The sequence below is a fragment of the Pseudomonas sp. IAC-BECa141 genome, from assembly GCF_020544405.1.
Classification (GTDB): Bacteria; Pseudomonadota; Gammaproteobacteria; order Pseudomonadales; family Pseudomonadaceae; genus Aquipseudomonas.
This window is the reverse complement of sequence record NZ_CP065410.1, coordinates 6,175,129-6,189,372: the sequence shown is the minus strand read 5'-3', so window position 1 is coordinate 6,189,372 and position 14,244 is coordinate 6,175,129. Positions and strand designations below refer to the sequence as shown.

The following is a 14,244-nucleotide window of genomic DNA, read 5'->3' as shown; positions in this document are numbered from 1 at the left end:
GGCCTACTCCTTGGCGACGCGTTTCATGTCCGCATCCATCATCATGCGGATCAGGGTGTCGAGGTCGGTCTTGGGTTTCCAGCCGAGCACGCGCTGGGCCTTGGCCGGGTTGCCGAGCAGCACTTCGACTTCGGCCGGGCGGAAGAACGCCGGGTCGATCTTCACGTAGTCGCGGTAGTTGAGGCCGACGTGATCGAAAGCGATGCGGCACATCTCGCGCACGGTGGTGGTCACCCCGGTGGCGACCACGAAGTCGTCAGGCTTGTCCTGTTGCAGCATCAGCCACATGGCCTCGACGTAGTCACCGGCAAACCCCCAGTCTCGCTTGGCGTCGATGTTGCCCAGGGCCAGCTCCTGCTGTTTGCCCTGCTTGATGCGGGCGGCCGCGTCGGTGACCTTGCGGGTCACGAATTCGATGCCACGCAGTGGCGATTCATGGTTGAACAGGATGCCGCTGCTGGCGTGCAGATTGAAACTTTCGCGGTAGTTGACGGTGATCCAGTGGCCGTAGAGTTTGGCCACGCCGTAAGGGCTGCGCGGGTAGAACGGGGTGTTTTCGTCCTGCTGCTCGGCCTGGATCAGGCCAAACATCTCGCTGGTGGACGCCTGATAAAAACGCGTGTGCGGACTGAACTGACGGATCGCTTCGAGCAAGTGAGTCACGCCCAGGCCATCGACGATGCCGGTGGTCACCGGTTGATCCCAGGAGGCAGCGACGAAGCTCTGGGCCGCCAGGTTGTACACCTCGTCCGGTGCCGATTTGATCACCGCACGCTGCACCGAGCAGGCGTCGGCCATGTCGCCGTCCAGGTAAACGATATCGGCTTCAACGCCCATCTCGCGCAGGCGCCAGCGTGAGTCGCTGCTGCGCCGTGCCACCAGGCCGTGAACCTTGTAGCCCTTGTCGAGCAGCAGTCTGGCCAGATAGGCGCCGTCCTGGCCGGTGATCCCTGTGATCAATGCACTTTTTGTCATTCTTGTCGTACTCGCGTCTCCCAGTCGGACAGGATCGCCCGCAGGGATTGTTGTGTAGTGATTTGCGGCGTCCATCCTGTGGTCCGGGCCAGCCGTTGATGGCTGCCGCAGACGCGACGCTGATCGGCGCGGCGCATGCGTGCCGGATCCTGAACCAGTTGCAACTCGACCTCGGCCAGATCGCCCAGCTGTTCGATGAGGCTGCGGATGCTTTGCTCATGTCCGGAGCAAATGTTGTAGACCTGCCCCGGCGTGCCTTTTTCCAGCAGCGCGAAATAGGCCGAGACCACGTCGCCGACATCAAGGAAGTCGCGGGTGACATCGATGTCACCGACTTCCAGCTGCGGTGCCAGCAGCCCTTGCTTGATGCGATTGATCTGCCGTGCGGCGCTGGCGATGACGAAGCTGTCCTTCTGCCCGGTGCCGATGTGGTTGAACGGACGCGCCACCAGCACCGGCCAGCCTTCGCTCAATCCCCATTGCAGGCTGAGGAATTCGGCCGACAGCTTGCTCACGGCATAAGGATTGCGCGGGCAGGGCGGTTGTTGTTCGGTGATCGGCAGTGCGGCTTCTTCAACCTGGCCGTAGACGTCGCCCGAGCTGACATACAGGAACGTGCCCTTGAAGCCACGGGTCTTGAGTGCCTGCAACAGGTTCAGGGTGCCGAGCAGGTTGATGTCGATCGTACGTGCCGGGTCGCGGAAGGCTTCGGGGACAAAGGTCTGGCCAGCCAGGTGAATGACCGCATCGGGCAGCTGCGGCCACAGATCGATGAGGCTGTCCGGTTTTGTCAGGTCATAGGCAGCGGCGGCAGGCAGCAGTTGCCACGACGCGTCTTCCCCATGCAGACGTGACTGGATGTGTTGTCCTACGAACCCGCTGAGGCCCGTGATGAACAGACTCTTTTTCAAACAGCGACCCCTCGGTCTTTAACTTTCACCTCTTCCCACAGGCTTTAAGGGGATGTCTGTCAGACCAAGAGAAAAACCATGTCAGAAGACGGGTGAAGTCGTTGTTGTATTTGTTTGGTTGCCAATCTGTGCCAATTGCGCAGCAATTTCAACCGGGCAAATCGTGACCGGTCAGTTCTCGTCAGAGTAGTCGGGTTTTTCTCGCCGGGCGGTTCCCGAATCCTTGGGGGATGTGTTTAGAATGCCCCTCGGCGCGATCTCCTGCGGCATTTCGCAAGGATCGTGCGACAGGGTAAAACCGAACATTAAAACAAGAACAGAGACGTGCCCGATGACGCAGGACGAACACCGCTGATACCGGTTCGATCCGACGCCTGGCCGTCATAGCGTGAAGCGGCCGGGATGGTGGTTTCACCGTGGGATGCCATGAATTTCATTCTCTACTCGGATGTCAACGACCGCTCCATCAGCCAGAGTCTCGGGCGTCCCGAATACAGCTACTACTTTGTGCTCAAGGCCTATCGCCCGGTGCTGGAAAGCCTGGGGCGGGTGCATGTGGTGTCCAGCCGCGCCGAGGTCGATCCACTCTATCGAACACTGCTCGGCGCCGGGGAAAGCAGCGTTTTCCTGTCCTTCACGCCGCCACAAAATACGCCGACCGACCTTGAATGTCCGACGATCTGCGTGATCGCATGGGAGTTCGATTCAATCCCCGATGAGTCGTGGGATGACGATCCGCGCCACGACTGGACGCAGATGCTCGCACGACAGGGACGGGTGATTACGCTGTCGAGCCATACCGCCCGCGCGATCCGCCGCGCCATGGGCGAAGACTTTCCGGTACTCGTGCTGCCGACACCCTTGTGGGAAAACTTCGCCGCCATTCGTGAGCAGCCTGCCAGTGCGCCGATCAATACCGGCGCGACCCTGGCAATCAAGGGCTGCATTTTCGACAGCCGCACGCTGGGACTGTCTGCCGATGACTTGCTGCCAAAACCGCTGACTGCCGAGCAACTGGCTGAAATCGAGGCTCTGCGCCCGCCACCGCTGACGGTCAAACGGCGCCTGGTCATTGCCCGTCATTATCTGCGCCTGTGGATGCTGGACGCGGGTGAAGAACGGGTGAAATACCTGCACAACTGGTACTGGGAAGGTGTGCAGGATCTGCTGTCGGACAGCGCACACGCCTGGCTTGAAAAACGTTTCCCGGCCATCGCCGCGCCGCATGCGGTGGCTGTGGCCGAGCCACCTCCGCTGGATTTGCCGGATACCTCTTCGGTAGTCGAGGCTGCGGTGGAAGGCGTGGTCTATGTCACTGTGTTCAACCCCAAAGACGGCCGCAAGAACTGGCACCATCTGATCACCGCGTTCTGCTGGGCCTTTCGCGAAACGCCTGACGCGACCCTGGTGCTGAAGATTACCCAGAACGATCTGGCGTCCTACTACAGCGAACTGATGACCTTGCTCGCGCAATTGACACCGTTCGCCTGCCGGGTGCTGGTGATGCACGGTTATCTCGACGACGAGCAATACGCGCGGCTTTACCGGGCTGCCAGTTTTTACGTCAACGCCTCACGTTGTGAGGGCTTGTGCCTGCCGCTGATGGAGTTCATGTCCAGCGGCAAACCGGTGATCGCCCCGGACCATACGGCGATGGAAGACTACATCGACGACACGGTGGCCTTCGTCGTGCAGTCCAGCGAAGAGCTGACGATCTGGCCCCAGGACACCCGAATCATCTACCGCACCCTGCGCTATCGGCCCGACTGGGCTTCGCTCAAACGCGCCTATGAGAACAGTTACCGGATGGCCAAGTCGCAGCCGCAGGATTACGCGCGCATGTCCGCCGCTGCTGTCGAACGCATGCACGACTACTGCGCGTTCGCTCCGGTGCAACGGCGCATGGCGGACTTTTTCGGTCTCGTGCCGCTGGCTGCCGATGCCGCCCCCGTGACGGATAACGCCTCATGCTGATCATCATTCACTCGGAAACCAACCAGCACACCATCGCGCAGAACCTGGGGCGGTCGGAGTACAGCTATTACTTCGTGCTCAAGGAATACCGACCGGTGCTCGAACGCCTTGGGCGTGTGGTGGAAGTCGTCGACCCGGTGCGCGAAGTCGATGCGCTGTATCTGGAATGCCTGTCCCGTGGCGAGCCGTGCGTGTTTCTGTCGTTCTCGCCGCCGCACCGCACGCCGATTCATCTGGCATGCCCGACGCTGCCGGTGTTCGCCTGGGAATTCAGCACCATTCCCAACGAACCCTTCGACAACGAGCCGCGCAATGACTGGCGCATGGTGCTCCAGGCCTGTGGTGCGGCGCTCACTCATTCCAGCTACACGGTCAATGCGGTGCGCGAAGCCATGGGTGCCGATTACCCGATTGTCGCGGTGCCGGCGCCGGTGTGGGATCGCTTCGCGGCCCGCGGCACGCAGCCTCAGGGGCAGCCCTCGACAGGACCGGTTCGACTGACGATCAAGGGTTTGGTCGCCGACAGTCGTCAGCTCAATCTCGACGCGTTCGGCCCGAAACACTTGCGCCGTGGCGAGGGCATCGATTTCCAGGCGCCGGTGCGCGAGCAGGAGCTGCTGCTGGACGGTGTCGTCTACACATCGGTGTTCAATCCCGGTGACGGACGCAAGAACTGGGAAGACATGCTCAGTGCATTCTGCGTGACGTTCCGCGACATCGAAGACGCGACGCTGGTGCTCAAGCTCACGCATCACGATGCCGAAGAGGCGCTCGGCGACATTCTTCATCACCTGTACAAAAACCAGTCCTACCGCTGCCGCATCGTGCTGATTTATGGCTACCTCGCGGACGCGGACTACGAGCGTCTGGTGCAGGCCACCCGTTACGTGGTGAATACTTCCTACGGCGAGGGCCAGTGCCTGCCGCTGATGGAATTCATGTCCTGCGGCAAACCAGCGGTGGCGCCGCGCACCACGGCAATGATCGATTACCTGAGCACCGACAACGCGTTTCTGGTCGAGTCCACCGATGAACTCACCGCCTGGCCTCACGATCCGCGCAAGGCGTTCCGCACATTGCGCTACATGATCAACTGGGCGTCGGTCTGTGTGGCCTATCGCAACAGCTATGAGGTGGCGAAGAACGATCCCGGGCGTTATGCGCAAATGTCGGCGCAGGCCGTTTCCAGTCTCCAGGCGTTCTGCAGTCAGGCGGTGGCCGAGCAGCGTTTGCGTGATTTCCTTGCTCAAGTGCAGGAATCTCGCGCTGTCGCTGCAACGGAAGCCACAGGCACATGATCCGCGCATTGCTGAGGCGTTTGCGTCCGGTTGCGCGATCGGTGCCGGACTCTTCGCCGGTTGCTGCGCCTGAACCGCTGGCCGCCAGTGTTTCGCCGCGAGACGTCGGCCTGCGCGATGCCATGCTCGACGGCTGGTTTCACGGCGACAGTGGCGAGCTGCTCAAGGGCTTTGTCATCGATGCCGGCGACACTTTGCTCGATGTGGGTTGTGGCGAGGGCGTGGCGACATTGTTCGCCGTGCGCCAAGGCGCCTCGGTGATCTTCACCGACAGCGAGCACGACAAGGTGCGCGACCTCGCCCGGCAAGTCGAAGCGCAGAGCCGCAAGGCCAGCCTCGGTCTGGTCAGCAACAGTCTGCCACTGCCGTTGAGCGACGGCTGTGCGAGCAAGGTCGTGTGCATGGAAGTGCTGGAGCACATCGACCAGCCCGAGCCGTTCATGGCCGAACTGGTGCGCATGGGCCGTCCCGGCGCGTTGTATCTGCTCAGTGTGCCGGCACCGGTAGGCGAGCATTTGCAGCAAGGCATCGCTCCGGCGGGTTATTACCAGTCACCCAATCATGTGCAGATCTTCACCCCGGAGCGCTTCGCGGCCCTGGTGGAGGATGCCGGTCTGGTGATCGAGCATCGTCAGGCCACGGGTTTTTTCTGGGTGATGGGCATGATCTTTTTCTGGGCCAGCGAACGGGCTGCCGGACGTGACCTCGACGGTGCCGTGCGCGACCGGATCCAGGCACCGTATCCACCGTTGATGGAGAGTTGGGCCAGGACCTGGCAGGACTTGCTGGCGCAGCCCGATGGATTGGCGATCAAACAGATGCTCGACCGGTTCATGCCCAAGAGTCAGGTGATCATCGCCCGCAAACCGATTGATACAGGACGTGTGTCATGAGCGGCAAACGGATCATGGACATCGAAGTCTTGCGAGCTGTCGCGGTACTCGGCGTGTTGTTTCATCACTTGCAGGGCAGCCTGTTCACCGACCCGGTACCGCTGCTTGAAAGGATCCATGCCGTAGCGCAACCGTGGTGGGGCGTCGACCTGTTTTTTGCCATCTCCGGGTTTGTTATCGCCCGCAGCCTGATCCCGGCGCTGCGCGGTTGCAGCAATCGCCAGGAATACTGGGAGCAGACGCGCAATTTCTGGCTGCGCCGGGTCTTTCGCCTCTTGCCGTCGGCCTGGCTGTGGCTGGCGCTGATGCTGCTGGCGTGTGTGTTTCTCAACCGTTCGGGGGCATTCGGCACATGGTCGGCCAACGTTCAGGCCACCCTGGCAGGCGTGCTTCAGTACGCCAACTTCCGCTTTGCCGATGCGTTCTTTCATTACGAATACGGCAGCAGTTTCGTCTACTGGAGTCTGGCGCTGGAGGAGCAGTTCTACCTGTTGTTTCCGCTATTGATCCTGCTGTGCCGCAAGCGTCTGGTGTGGGCATTGCTGGCACTTGTAGCGGTGCAATTGTTCACCGTGCGTACGCCACTGCTGATGGTGATCCGTACCGACGCGCTGGCGCTGGGTGTGCTGTTGGCGATAGGGAGCGTGCAGCCGGGTTACCGCCGTTGGGAGCCCGTATTCCTGCGTCGGCCATGGGCCGGATTGTCCGCGCTGATCGGTCTCGGAGCGCTGCTGAGCTTCATGGCTACCGACCGTTTCACCTTTGCCGGTTACCGCATCGGGTCTATCGCCGTGCTCAGCGCCGTGCTGGTGTGGATCGCCTCGTACGATCGCAATTACCTGTTGCCGGCCGGTGGCCTGCAACGGCTGATGGCATGGATCGGCAGCCGCTCCTACGGCATTTACCTGATCCACATCCCGGCCTATCAACTGGTGCGGGAAATGACCTTCCGTTTGCAGAGCGCCGGTCTGCCGAGCCCGGCAGGGCATCCGATTGTGACGCTGCTGATCGCCGGTGGCCTGATCGTTCTGCTCAGCGAACTCAACTACCGCTTTATCGAAATGCCCATGCGCAATCGAGGCGCCACGCTGGTGAAACGCCTCGGCACTTCGCGAACCGTCGTCTCGTCCTCTGGAGCCACCTCATGCTGAGCCTTTTGAAAAAACTCACGGCGGCTCCGGCCCCCGTACAAGCTGTCGCACCGGTCGCCGACAAGGTAGACCCATATATGCTCGGCCTGCACGATGCGATGCTCAGCGGCTGGTTCAATCAGGAAACCGGTGAGCTGTTCAAAGACTTTCCGGTGACCGCCGACGACACCTTGCTGGACGTTGGCTGCGGAGACGGTGGCAACGTGCATTTCTGCGGCATGCGCGGGGCGAAGATCATCATTGCCGACATCGACGGCGCCAAGGTCGAAGCGACCCGTAAGCGCCTGAGCGATACGCCGGCGCGTGGCGTCGAATGCCATGTGACCGATTGCAATCCGCTGCCGATCGCCGATGGCACCGCCACTCGCGTGGTGTCCACTGAAGTCATCGAGCACGTCGACGACCCGGCGCAGTTCCTTGCCGAACTGGTGCGGGTCGGCCAGTCGGGCGCGCTGTATTTGCTCAGCGTGCCGCACCCCAGCTCCGAGGACCTGCAAAAGGACATCGCCGCACCGGAGTATTTCCAGAAGCCCAACCACATTCGCATCATCAGTGAGGAACAGTTCAAGGCGATGGTCAGCGAGGCGGGGCTCGAGATCATCAGTCACAGCCAGTACGGCTTTTACTGGTCGATGTGGATGTTGCTGTTCTGGGAAGCCAAGGTCGAATTCAGCAATCCGGATCATCCGCTGCTCAATCACTGGGCCGAGACCTGGCAAGCGGTGCTGGACTCGCCGCGCGGCGCGCAGATCAAGCAGGCGCTGGATGCGGTGGTGGCCAAGAGTCAGGTCATCATCGCCCGCAAGCCCTGAGCGCTTTTGTGTAACCTTGCAGCCTGATGTCTCAGGGATCTGCAAGGTATGCGCTTTATCATCGGGTGTTCAGCCGTGGTGGCTGTGTTGTTGCTGTGTGCTTGTGAACGGCAGGACGCAGCGCCGCTCGATCAGCAGCTTTATGTCTGGCAACGGCAATGGACGCCGGCCCATGAACCTGCCCTGAACGACAGTCGCAGTGACTTTTCGACGTTGCGGGTATTGGCGCTGCAGGCTTTCCCGAATGCGGGATGGAGTCGGGCACGAATCGATACCGCACTGCTGAAACGCGATGCCCGGCCGTTGATCGCAGTAATTCGCCTCGACGGCCAGCTCAAGGCGCTCGACCCGCAAGCGGTCACTGCGCAAATCCTTCAAGTACTTGCCGACTGGCAAGGGCAGGGGCTGAACCTGAGCGGCGTCGAGATCGACCATGACGCCGGCAGTGCCCGACTGCCCGCTTACATCGAATTCCTCACTCACTTGCGCGGCGCATTGCCGGCCAGCCTGCCCCTGAGCATCACCGCATTGCCCGCCTGGCTCGACAGCCCGCAATTGCCGGCGCTGTTGACGACCGTCGACAGCAGCGTGTTGCAGGTGCACGCCGTCAGCGATCCGCGTCACGGTCTGTTCGATCCCGAGCAGGCGCAGCGCTGGGCCAAGGCCTGGGCGCGGGTGACCAACAAGCCGTTTTATCTGGCGCTGCCGGCCTACGGCGTGGCGTTGCTGGCGAATACCGATGGCGCCCCGGTGGTGGAAAGTGAAGTGCCGCTCGAACGTGGCGGCCAGCGACGCGAATTGCTGGCCGATCCACAACAGTTGGGCCGGTTGGCCAAAGCATTACGCGAGGATCGCCCGGCGCATCTGGCCGGTCTGATCTGGTTTCGGCTGCCGTTGGCCAACGACCGCAGAGCCTGGAGCCTGAGCACGTTGCGTGCGGTCGCCCGAGGCGATGCGTTGAACAGCCAGCTCGGCTTGGTGTTCACCGAACAGAACGATGTGAATGACATCACCTTGCGTAACGTCGGTAACCTCGACAGCACCTGGCCCGCCCGCATCACCATCAAGGCCCGGGGCTGTGAAGGGGCTGATGCGCTCGCCGGTTACACGTTGCAACAGACGGCGGATCTGCTTACCTTCACCCGCCTGCGCGACGGCCGATTGCCGGCGGGCGGGCAGCGGGCGATCGGTTGGGCACGCTGCGCAAATATTGATCAAGGAGGTTCGCATGTTGACCCGTAACTGGCCCCGCCATCTGCTTTGTCTGAGTCTCAGCCTGCCGCTGGGATCGGCCCTGGCCTGCGGCCCTGATTTCCCGATGCGTCTGCTCGACGATCGCGGGCAATCGCTGGCGGAACTGCCGGAGGGCAACTTCAGGTTCGAGATCAGTCGTCTCGGCAAAACCATTGCCGGGCTGAAGAACGTCACCGCCGCCACCCATAATCCGGATGACATCTACGCCGAGGCGCCAGAACCCGCCGAGGTGCGCGACAAGGCCGAGCAGATCGGTCTGACACCTGAACAGCAGGCACTGGTCAAACGACTGCGCAGCCTGACCGATGCGCGTCAGGTCGACGTGCAGGGCGCGAGCCTGCCGGCGGAACTGCGTCTATATGTGGCGGGCGCCGTGGCGTTCGGCGCCGGTGACCATCAACTGGCTGTCGAGTATTTCCGTCAGTTGCTGGCGCTGCCGGCCGATCAGCGCGCGTTGCGCAGCACCTGGGCGGCTTATTCACTGGGCCGGGCATTCTTTGCCATGAGCAGCGAAGCCGGGGATGCGCTACAAGCTTTGGAAAACGCCATCGAAGCCTTCCGCCAGACCCGGCAATTGAGCATCGACGGTTTCAGCGATCCGCTGGAACTCGGCGTGGCCAGCCTCGGCGAAGAGGCGCGAGCGCTGCGCACGGCAGGTGACTGGAACAATGCCATCAAGCTCTATGCCGCGCAGAACCTGCACGGCTCGAACGTCGGTTACACCTCGCTCAAACAATTGATGAACGAGCTGGCCGAGGAGCCCGAAGACCGGCTGGCGAAATTGCTGCGCGGCGAAGCGGTGCAGCAACTGGTGACCGCCTCGCTCATCAGCCGGATGGGCTGGTCGTTTGGCGATGAGCCGCCGAACGAGAAGAAGCTGGTCAAGGCCCTGCAAGCGAGCACGCGCGGCAGCCTCGACAACGCTGATCGATTGGCGGCGATGAATTACCAACAGGGCGATTACGCCAGCGCCAAGGCGTTCCTCGAACACGCTGGCGACAGTGGCCTGGCGTGGTGGTTGCGGGCAAAACTGGCGGTGCGCGACGGCGACAAGAACGCAGCAGCTGCGGCCTACGCAAAAGCCGCGCAAGCGTTCCCGCAGGACGAATCCTGGGGTGAGCGGCGCACCGCCGACTGGAATCTCGAAAGCGTGCAGCCCAAGTGCCGGGTCGAGGGTGAAAGCGCGATTCTCGCGCTGCAACGTGGCGAGTATCTGCAGGCTTTTGACCAGTTGTATCGCAGCCGGAATATTTACTGGTTCGACGCCGCGACCGTGGCCGAGCGGGTGCTGACGGTCGAAGAACTGAAAAACTACGTCGATACCAATGTCCCGGCACCGCCCGCGCTGAGCCAGCAGGATCGCGACAATTACGTGCCGCTGCCGGTGGCCGCAAGCCTGCGCAATCTGCTGGGGCGGCGGTTGCTGCGTGAGGGGCGTTATGAAGAGGCGGTCGGCTATTTCGACAGCGCCGATCTGCAGAACAAGGCCCGGCTCTATGGTGAGCAACGCCTGAAGGCGGATTCGGCATGGTGGCCAACCAAGCGTGCCAGCGCGCTGTTCAATGCCGCGTGGACGGCCCGTGAGTGGGGCATGGACATTCTGGGCTACGAAATGGCCCCGGATTACGCGACCTTCGGCGGCAACTACAGCCTGGAAAATGCCGGGCTCAAAGTCGGGCCGCTGGTGAGCGAAGCCGAAGTGCAACGTCAGAAAGCCAGTGAGGCGCAGCCGGATGAGCGTTATCACTATCGGTTCGTCGCGACGGCGCTGGCCAGTCGGGCGGCGGATAATCTGCCGCACACCAGTCAGGCATTCGCCGCCGTATTGTGCTCGGCGGCGGGCTGGAACAGCAGCCTGGAAGAGCAGAGCGCCTTGTACAAACGCTATGTCGACGAAGGGCCGTACGTACCGTGGGCCGTGGATTTCGGCCATCAATGCCCTTATCCGGACTTCGAAAACGCCGACAAGCGCTACGTCACTCAGGTGACCGATTCGGTGCGTTCGACACTGCGGCCGTACAAGTGGCCGGTCCAGATCGGCGCGATTGTGGCCTTCACTGCCGTGGCGTTGTTGCTGATTGCTCGCCGCCAACGCAAGGCCCGCAAACCTTAAGCCTGCTGGACAAACGTCAGGCGAACGGCGAAGCCGATCAACAGGCTGCCGAACAGCCACTGTTGCACTCGTTGGGCTGTCGGGCTGTGTTTCAGCCAGCGGCCCAGCGCGGCGCCGGTCAGGGCGTAGGCGCTGTCGAACAGCAGACCTGCGCCCACCAACATCGCGCCGAGCAGCGCAAACTGCGTCAGCACCGGTGCGCCATTCGCCACGATGAATTGCGGCAGCAGCACCGAACAGAACAGCAACGCTTTCGGGTTGAGCAGATTGGTCAGCAGGCCGCGACGGATGGCTGCGTACCACTGCGCATGACTGTCCGTTACGGTGTCGGCGTTCAGATCCGGCAACAGCGTGGTGCGCAGACATTGAACGCCGATCCACAGCAAGTACGCCGCCCCGGCGATCCGCACGGCATCGAACGTCCACGGCGCCGCCTTGAACAGCGCCGCCAAACCCAACGCCGCCAACGCGACGTGGCAACCTCGGGCAATCGCCAGGCCCATCGCCGTGGCCAGCGCTGCGCCGCGTCCCTGGCGGGCGCCGGTCTGCAACAGCAGGATCATGTCCGGGCCGGGCAGCAGATAGACCACCCCCAACGCCAGGAAAAACAGCCAGAGACTCGCCATGTCGCACCCCTCTCGTTGTCGATTCGGTCGCCTCAGTCTAGGGCCGAAGGGCAGGGCAGGTGGTTGCGTAATCAGCTTCTAAGGGCGGATGAATTGGCATAATCTGCACACTTTCACCGCCTAAACCATCAGGATCTGCCAATCATGAAACTGGATGCCTTCGACCGCAAGATTCTCGCCGCGCTGCAACGGGACGGGCGCCTTAGCAATGTGCAGCTGGCTGATGAAATCGGTCTGTCGGCATCGCCGTGCCTGCGCCGGGTGCGCATGCTCGAAGAGGCCGGAGTCATTCGCGGTTATCAGGCCAATCTGGATCGTGATGAAGTGGGGTTGGGGCTGACGGTGTTTGTCGGGGTCAAGGTCGAGCGCCACAACGATGAACAGGCTGAGGCGTTCCACCGGGCGGTGACGGCGTTGCCGGAGGTGATTTCGGCGTTCCTGGTGTCCGGAGAATCAGACTTTCTGCTGCAAGTGGTGGTGCCGGACCTGCGCGCTTATGACCGCTTCCTCACCGGATGTCTGTTGAAGCTGCCGGGGGTGAGCGATATCCGCAGCAATTTTGCGATCCACACAGTGAAGACGCCCGGCGCGTTACCGCTGGGGCATCTGCCGTCCTGATACTTCCCGCATTGCGCGGGAAGTATTCGCACAGTGCTTACATCTGCGTCGCCATCCCCTCGACATTCATTGCCGCCTGACGCAACGCTTCGGAGCGGGTTGGATGCGGGTGACAGGTCAGCGCGATGTCTTCGGCCGAGGCGCTGAATTCCATGGCCACGCAGAACTCACCGATCATTTCACTGACGCTCGGCCCGACCAGATGCACGCCGAGGACTTCGTCGGTGCGCTCATCGGCGATGACCTTGGCAAAGCCCTCGGTCTCGTGATTGATCTTCGCCCGGCTATTGGCGGTGAACGGGAATTTGCCGACCTTGTACGCCCGGCCTTCGGCCTTCAGTTGCTCTTCGGTCTTGCCGACGCTGGCCAGTTCCGGGCGGGTGTAGATCACGTTGGGAATCAGGTCGTAATTGACCTCGCCGGCCTTGCCGACGATCTGCTCGATGCAGGCCATGGCTTCGTCTTCGGCCTTGTGCGCGAGCATCGGCCCGGACGTCACGTCGCCAATCACCCACACGCCGGGTGCTTCGGTGCGATGCTGTTTATTGGCGAGCATGCCGCGTTTGTCGGTGCTCAGGCCGACATTTTCCAGGCCCAGGCCCTGGGTGTACGGACGCCGACCGATGGCCACCAGCACGTAATCGGCTTCGAGGATTTCCGCGCTGCCGCCAGCGGCGGGTTCGACGCTGAGCTGTACGCCAGTGGCCGAGGAGGTGGCGCTGGTCACTTTCGAGCTCAACTTGAAGCTGATGCCCTGTTTGCTCAGCGAGCGTTGCAGGGTTTTGCCGGCTTCGCCGTCGACGCCGGGGCAGATGCGGTCTAAGTATTCCACCACGGTTACCTGCGCGCCGAGCCGGCGCCAGACCGAGCCAAGTTCGAGGCCGATCACGCCCGCGCCGATCACTACCAGATGTTTGGGTACTTCATTCAGGGACAGCGCGCCGGTTGAGTCGAGGATGCGCTTATTGTCGATCTCCACACCGGGCAGGGGAGTGGGCTCGGAGCCGGTGGCGATGACGATGTCCTTGGCGGTGAGCTCGATCCGGCTGCCCTGATCGCCGGTCACGCTGACTTTTCCGGGGCCGTCGATATGGCCCCAGCCCTTGATCCAGTCGACTTTGTTTTTGCGGAACAGAAATTCGATGCCTTTGGTCAGGCCGCTCACGCTTTCGTCTTTCTGCTTCATCATTTGCGCAAGGTTGAGCGTGGGTTTGACCTCGATGCCGAGGTTGGCGAACTCCGCACCCAGCGCCGCTTCGTACAGCTCGGACGCGTGCAAAAGCGTCTTTGACGGCATGCAGCCGACGTTCAGGCAGGTGCCGCCCAGCGTGGCGCGGCCCTCGACACACGCGGCCTTGAGGCCCAGCTGGCCGGCGCGGATCGCTGCGTTATAACCGCCGGGGCCGCCGCCCAGAATCACCACGTCATAGTTGCTCATGCTCTCACTCCTGGCTTAAGGATGCGGATCGGTAAAAGTAGTTCGCACTGAAAATTACGAACGTAATATGTGCGTTTCCAGACATTTCGGTCAAGGCTTCAGGCAAGCGACAGGTTGCGCATCTTTGAATGGCGCAAATGAGTACAAATATTTCACGACTTTCGTTATATCGTAACGATAT

12 protein-coding genes are annotated in these 14,244 nt (G+C 61.9%); 8 read left to right on the top strand and 4 right to left on the bottom strand.

Features of this window, described 5'->3' with window-relative positions:
- Window positions 1–3: 3 nt before the first annotated feature.
- Both gmd and I5961_RS28430 read right to left on the bottom strand, forming a co-directional pair.
- Complete coding sequence (gmd, locus tag I5961_RS28435; protein ID WP_007954189.1) at window positions 4–975, bottom strand: GDP-mannose 4,6-dehydratase; 972 nt, start codon at window positions 973–975, stop codon at window positions 4–6.
- Window positions 972–1,886 (bottom strand): GDP-mannose 4,6-dehydratase, encoded by a 915-nt coding sequence (locus I5961_RS28430; RefSeq protein ID WP_227233992.1) that lies wholly within the window; start codon window positions 1,884–1,886, stop codon window positions 972–974. The genes gmd and I5961_RS28430 overlap by 4 nt, the downstream gene beginning before the upstream one ends.
- 426 nt (window positions 1,887–2,312) lie before the next feature.
- Between I5961_RS28430 and I5961_RS28425 the strand changes: the two genes are divergently transcribed.
- The 7 genes from I5961_RS28425 to I5961_RS28395 are packed head-to-tail and all read left to right on the top strand — an operon-like array spanning window position 2,313 to window position 11,381.
- Window positions 2,313–3,860: a glycosyltransferase gene (locus tag I5961_RS28425; protein WP_227233991.1), complete on the top strand. Its 1,548-nt coding sequence runs from the start codon at window positions 2,313–2,315 to the stop codon at window positions 3,858–3,860.
- Entirely contained in the window at window positions 3,854–5,158 is a 1,305-nt protein-coding gene (locus I5961_RS28420) for a glycosyltransferase (RefSeq protein WP_227233989.1), read from the top strand. Before I5961_RS28425 ends, I5961_RS28420 begins: the two co-directional genes overlap by 7 nt.
- Window positions 5,155–6,051, top strand: a complete 897-nt coding sequence (locus tag I5961_RS28415; protein ID WP_227233988.1) for a class I SAM-dependent methyltransferase — start codon at window positions 5,155–5,157, stop codon at window positions 6,049–6,051. The genes I5961_RS28420 and I5961_RS28415 overlap by 4 nt, the downstream gene beginning before the upstream one ends.
- A complete protein-coding gene (locus I5961_RS28410; RefSeq protein ID WP_227233987.1) occupies window positions 6,048–7,202 on the top strand; it encodes an acyltransferase family protein in 1,155 nt (384 codons plus the stop codon). Before I5961_RS28415 ends, I5961_RS28410 begins: the two co-directional genes overlap by 4 nt.
- Window positions 7,196–8,014: a class I SAM-dependent methyltransferase gene (locus I5961_RS28405; protein ID WP_085696665.1), complete on the top strand. Its 819-nt coding sequence runs from the start codon at window positions 7,196–7,198 to the stop codon at window positions 8,012–8,014. The genes I5961_RS28410 and I5961_RS28405 overlap by 7 nt, the downstream gene beginning before the upstream one ends.
- A gap of 48 nt (window positions 8,015–8,062) precedes the next feature.
- The gene (locus I5961_RS28400) at window positions 8,063–9,256 is read left to right on the top strand and encodes a DUF3142 domain-containing protein (protein WP_227233985.1); all 1,194 of its coding nucleotides are present in this window, start codon (window positions 8,063–8,065) and stop codon (window positions 9,254–9,256) included.
- Window positions 9,243–11,381, top strand: a complete 2,139-nt coding sequence (locus I5961_RS28395; RefSeq protein ID WP_227233984.1) for a hypothetical protein — start codon at window positions 9,243–9,245, stop codon at window positions 11,379–11,381. Before I5961_RS28400 ends, I5961_RS28395 begins: the two co-directional genes overlap by 14 nt.
- On the opposite strand, the gene I5961_RS28390 is transcribed toward I5961_RS28395, so the two are convergent.
- A complete protein-coding gene (locus tag I5961_RS28390; protein ID WP_227233982.1) occupies window positions 11,378–12,007 on the bottom strand; it encodes a LysE family translocator in 630 nt (209 codons plus the stop codon). The two genes, I5961_RS28395 and I5961_RS28390, sit on opposite strands and share 4 nt — an antisense overlap.
- A gap of 144 nt (window positions 12,008–12,151) precedes the next feature.
- On the opposite strand from I5961_RS28390, the gene I5961_RS28385 reads away from it, so the two are divergent.
- Window positions 12,152–12,625 carry an Lrp/AsnC family transcriptional regulator gene (locus tag I5961_RS28385; RefSeq protein ID WP_007954205.1) on the top strand — a complete coding sequence of 158 codons (474 nt, stop codon included), beginning with the start codon at window positions 12,152–12,154 and terminating at the stop codon, window positions 12,623–12,625.
- 37 nt (window positions 12,626–12,662) lie between these two features.
- Here I5961_RS28385 and lpdA read toward each other — a convergent pair whose 3' ends face one another.
- Entirely contained in the window at window positions 12,663–14,063 is a 1,401-nt protein-coding gene (lpdA, locus tag I5961_RS28380) for a dihydrolipoyl dehydrogenase (protein ID WP_227233980.1), read from the bottom strand.
- Between the last annotated feature and the right edge of the window lie 181 nt (window positions 14,064–14,244).

Excerpts from the sequence above, each read along its gene's own strand:
- lpdA (WP_227233980.1), bottom strand. The coding sequence starts at position 14,063 with ATGAGCAACTATGACGTGGTGATTCTGGGCGGCGGCCCCGGCGGTTAT.
- gmd (WP_007954189.1), bottom strand. The coding sequence starts at position 975 with ATGACAAAAAGTGCATTGATCACAGGGATCACCGGCCAGGACGGCGCC.
- I5961_RS28390 (WP_227233982.1), bottom strand. The coding sequence starts at position 12,007 with ATGGCGAGTCTCTGGCTGTTTTTCCTGGCGTTGGGGGTGGTCTATCTG.
- I5961_RS28415 (WP_227233988.1), top strand. The coding sequence starts at position 5,155 with ATGATCCGCGCATTGCTGAGGCGTTTGCGTCCGGTTGCGCGATCGGTG.
- I5961_RS28405 (WP_085696665.1), top strand. The coding sequence starts at position 7,196 with ATGCTGAGCCTTTTGAAAAAACTCACGGCGGCTCCGGCCCCCGTACAA.
- I5961_RS28425 (WP_227233991.1), top strand. The coding sequence starts at position 2,313 with ATGAATTTCATTCTCTACTCGGATGTCAACGACCGCTCCATCAGCCAG.
- I5961_RS28400 (WP_227233985.1), top strand. The coding sequence starts at position 8,063 with ATGCGCTTTATCATCGGGTGTTCAGCCGTGGTGGCTGTGTTGTTGCTG.
- I5961_RS28420 (WP_227233989.1), top strand. The coding sequence starts at position 3,854 with ATGCTGATCATCATTCACTCGGAAACCAACCAGCACACCATCGCGCAG.
- I5961_RS28410 (WP_227233987.1), top strand. The coding sequence starts at position 6,048 with ATGAGCGGCAAACGGATCATGGACATCGAAGTCTTGCGAGCTGTCGCG.
- I5961_RS28395 (WP_227233984.1), top strand. The coding sequence starts at position 9,243 with ATGTTGACCCGTAACTGGCCCCGCCATCTGCTTTGTCTGAGTCTCAGC.
- I5961_RS28385 (WP_007954205.1), top strand. The coding sequence starts at position 12,152 with ATGAAACTGGATGCCTTCGACCGCAAGATTCTCGCCGCGCTGCAACGG.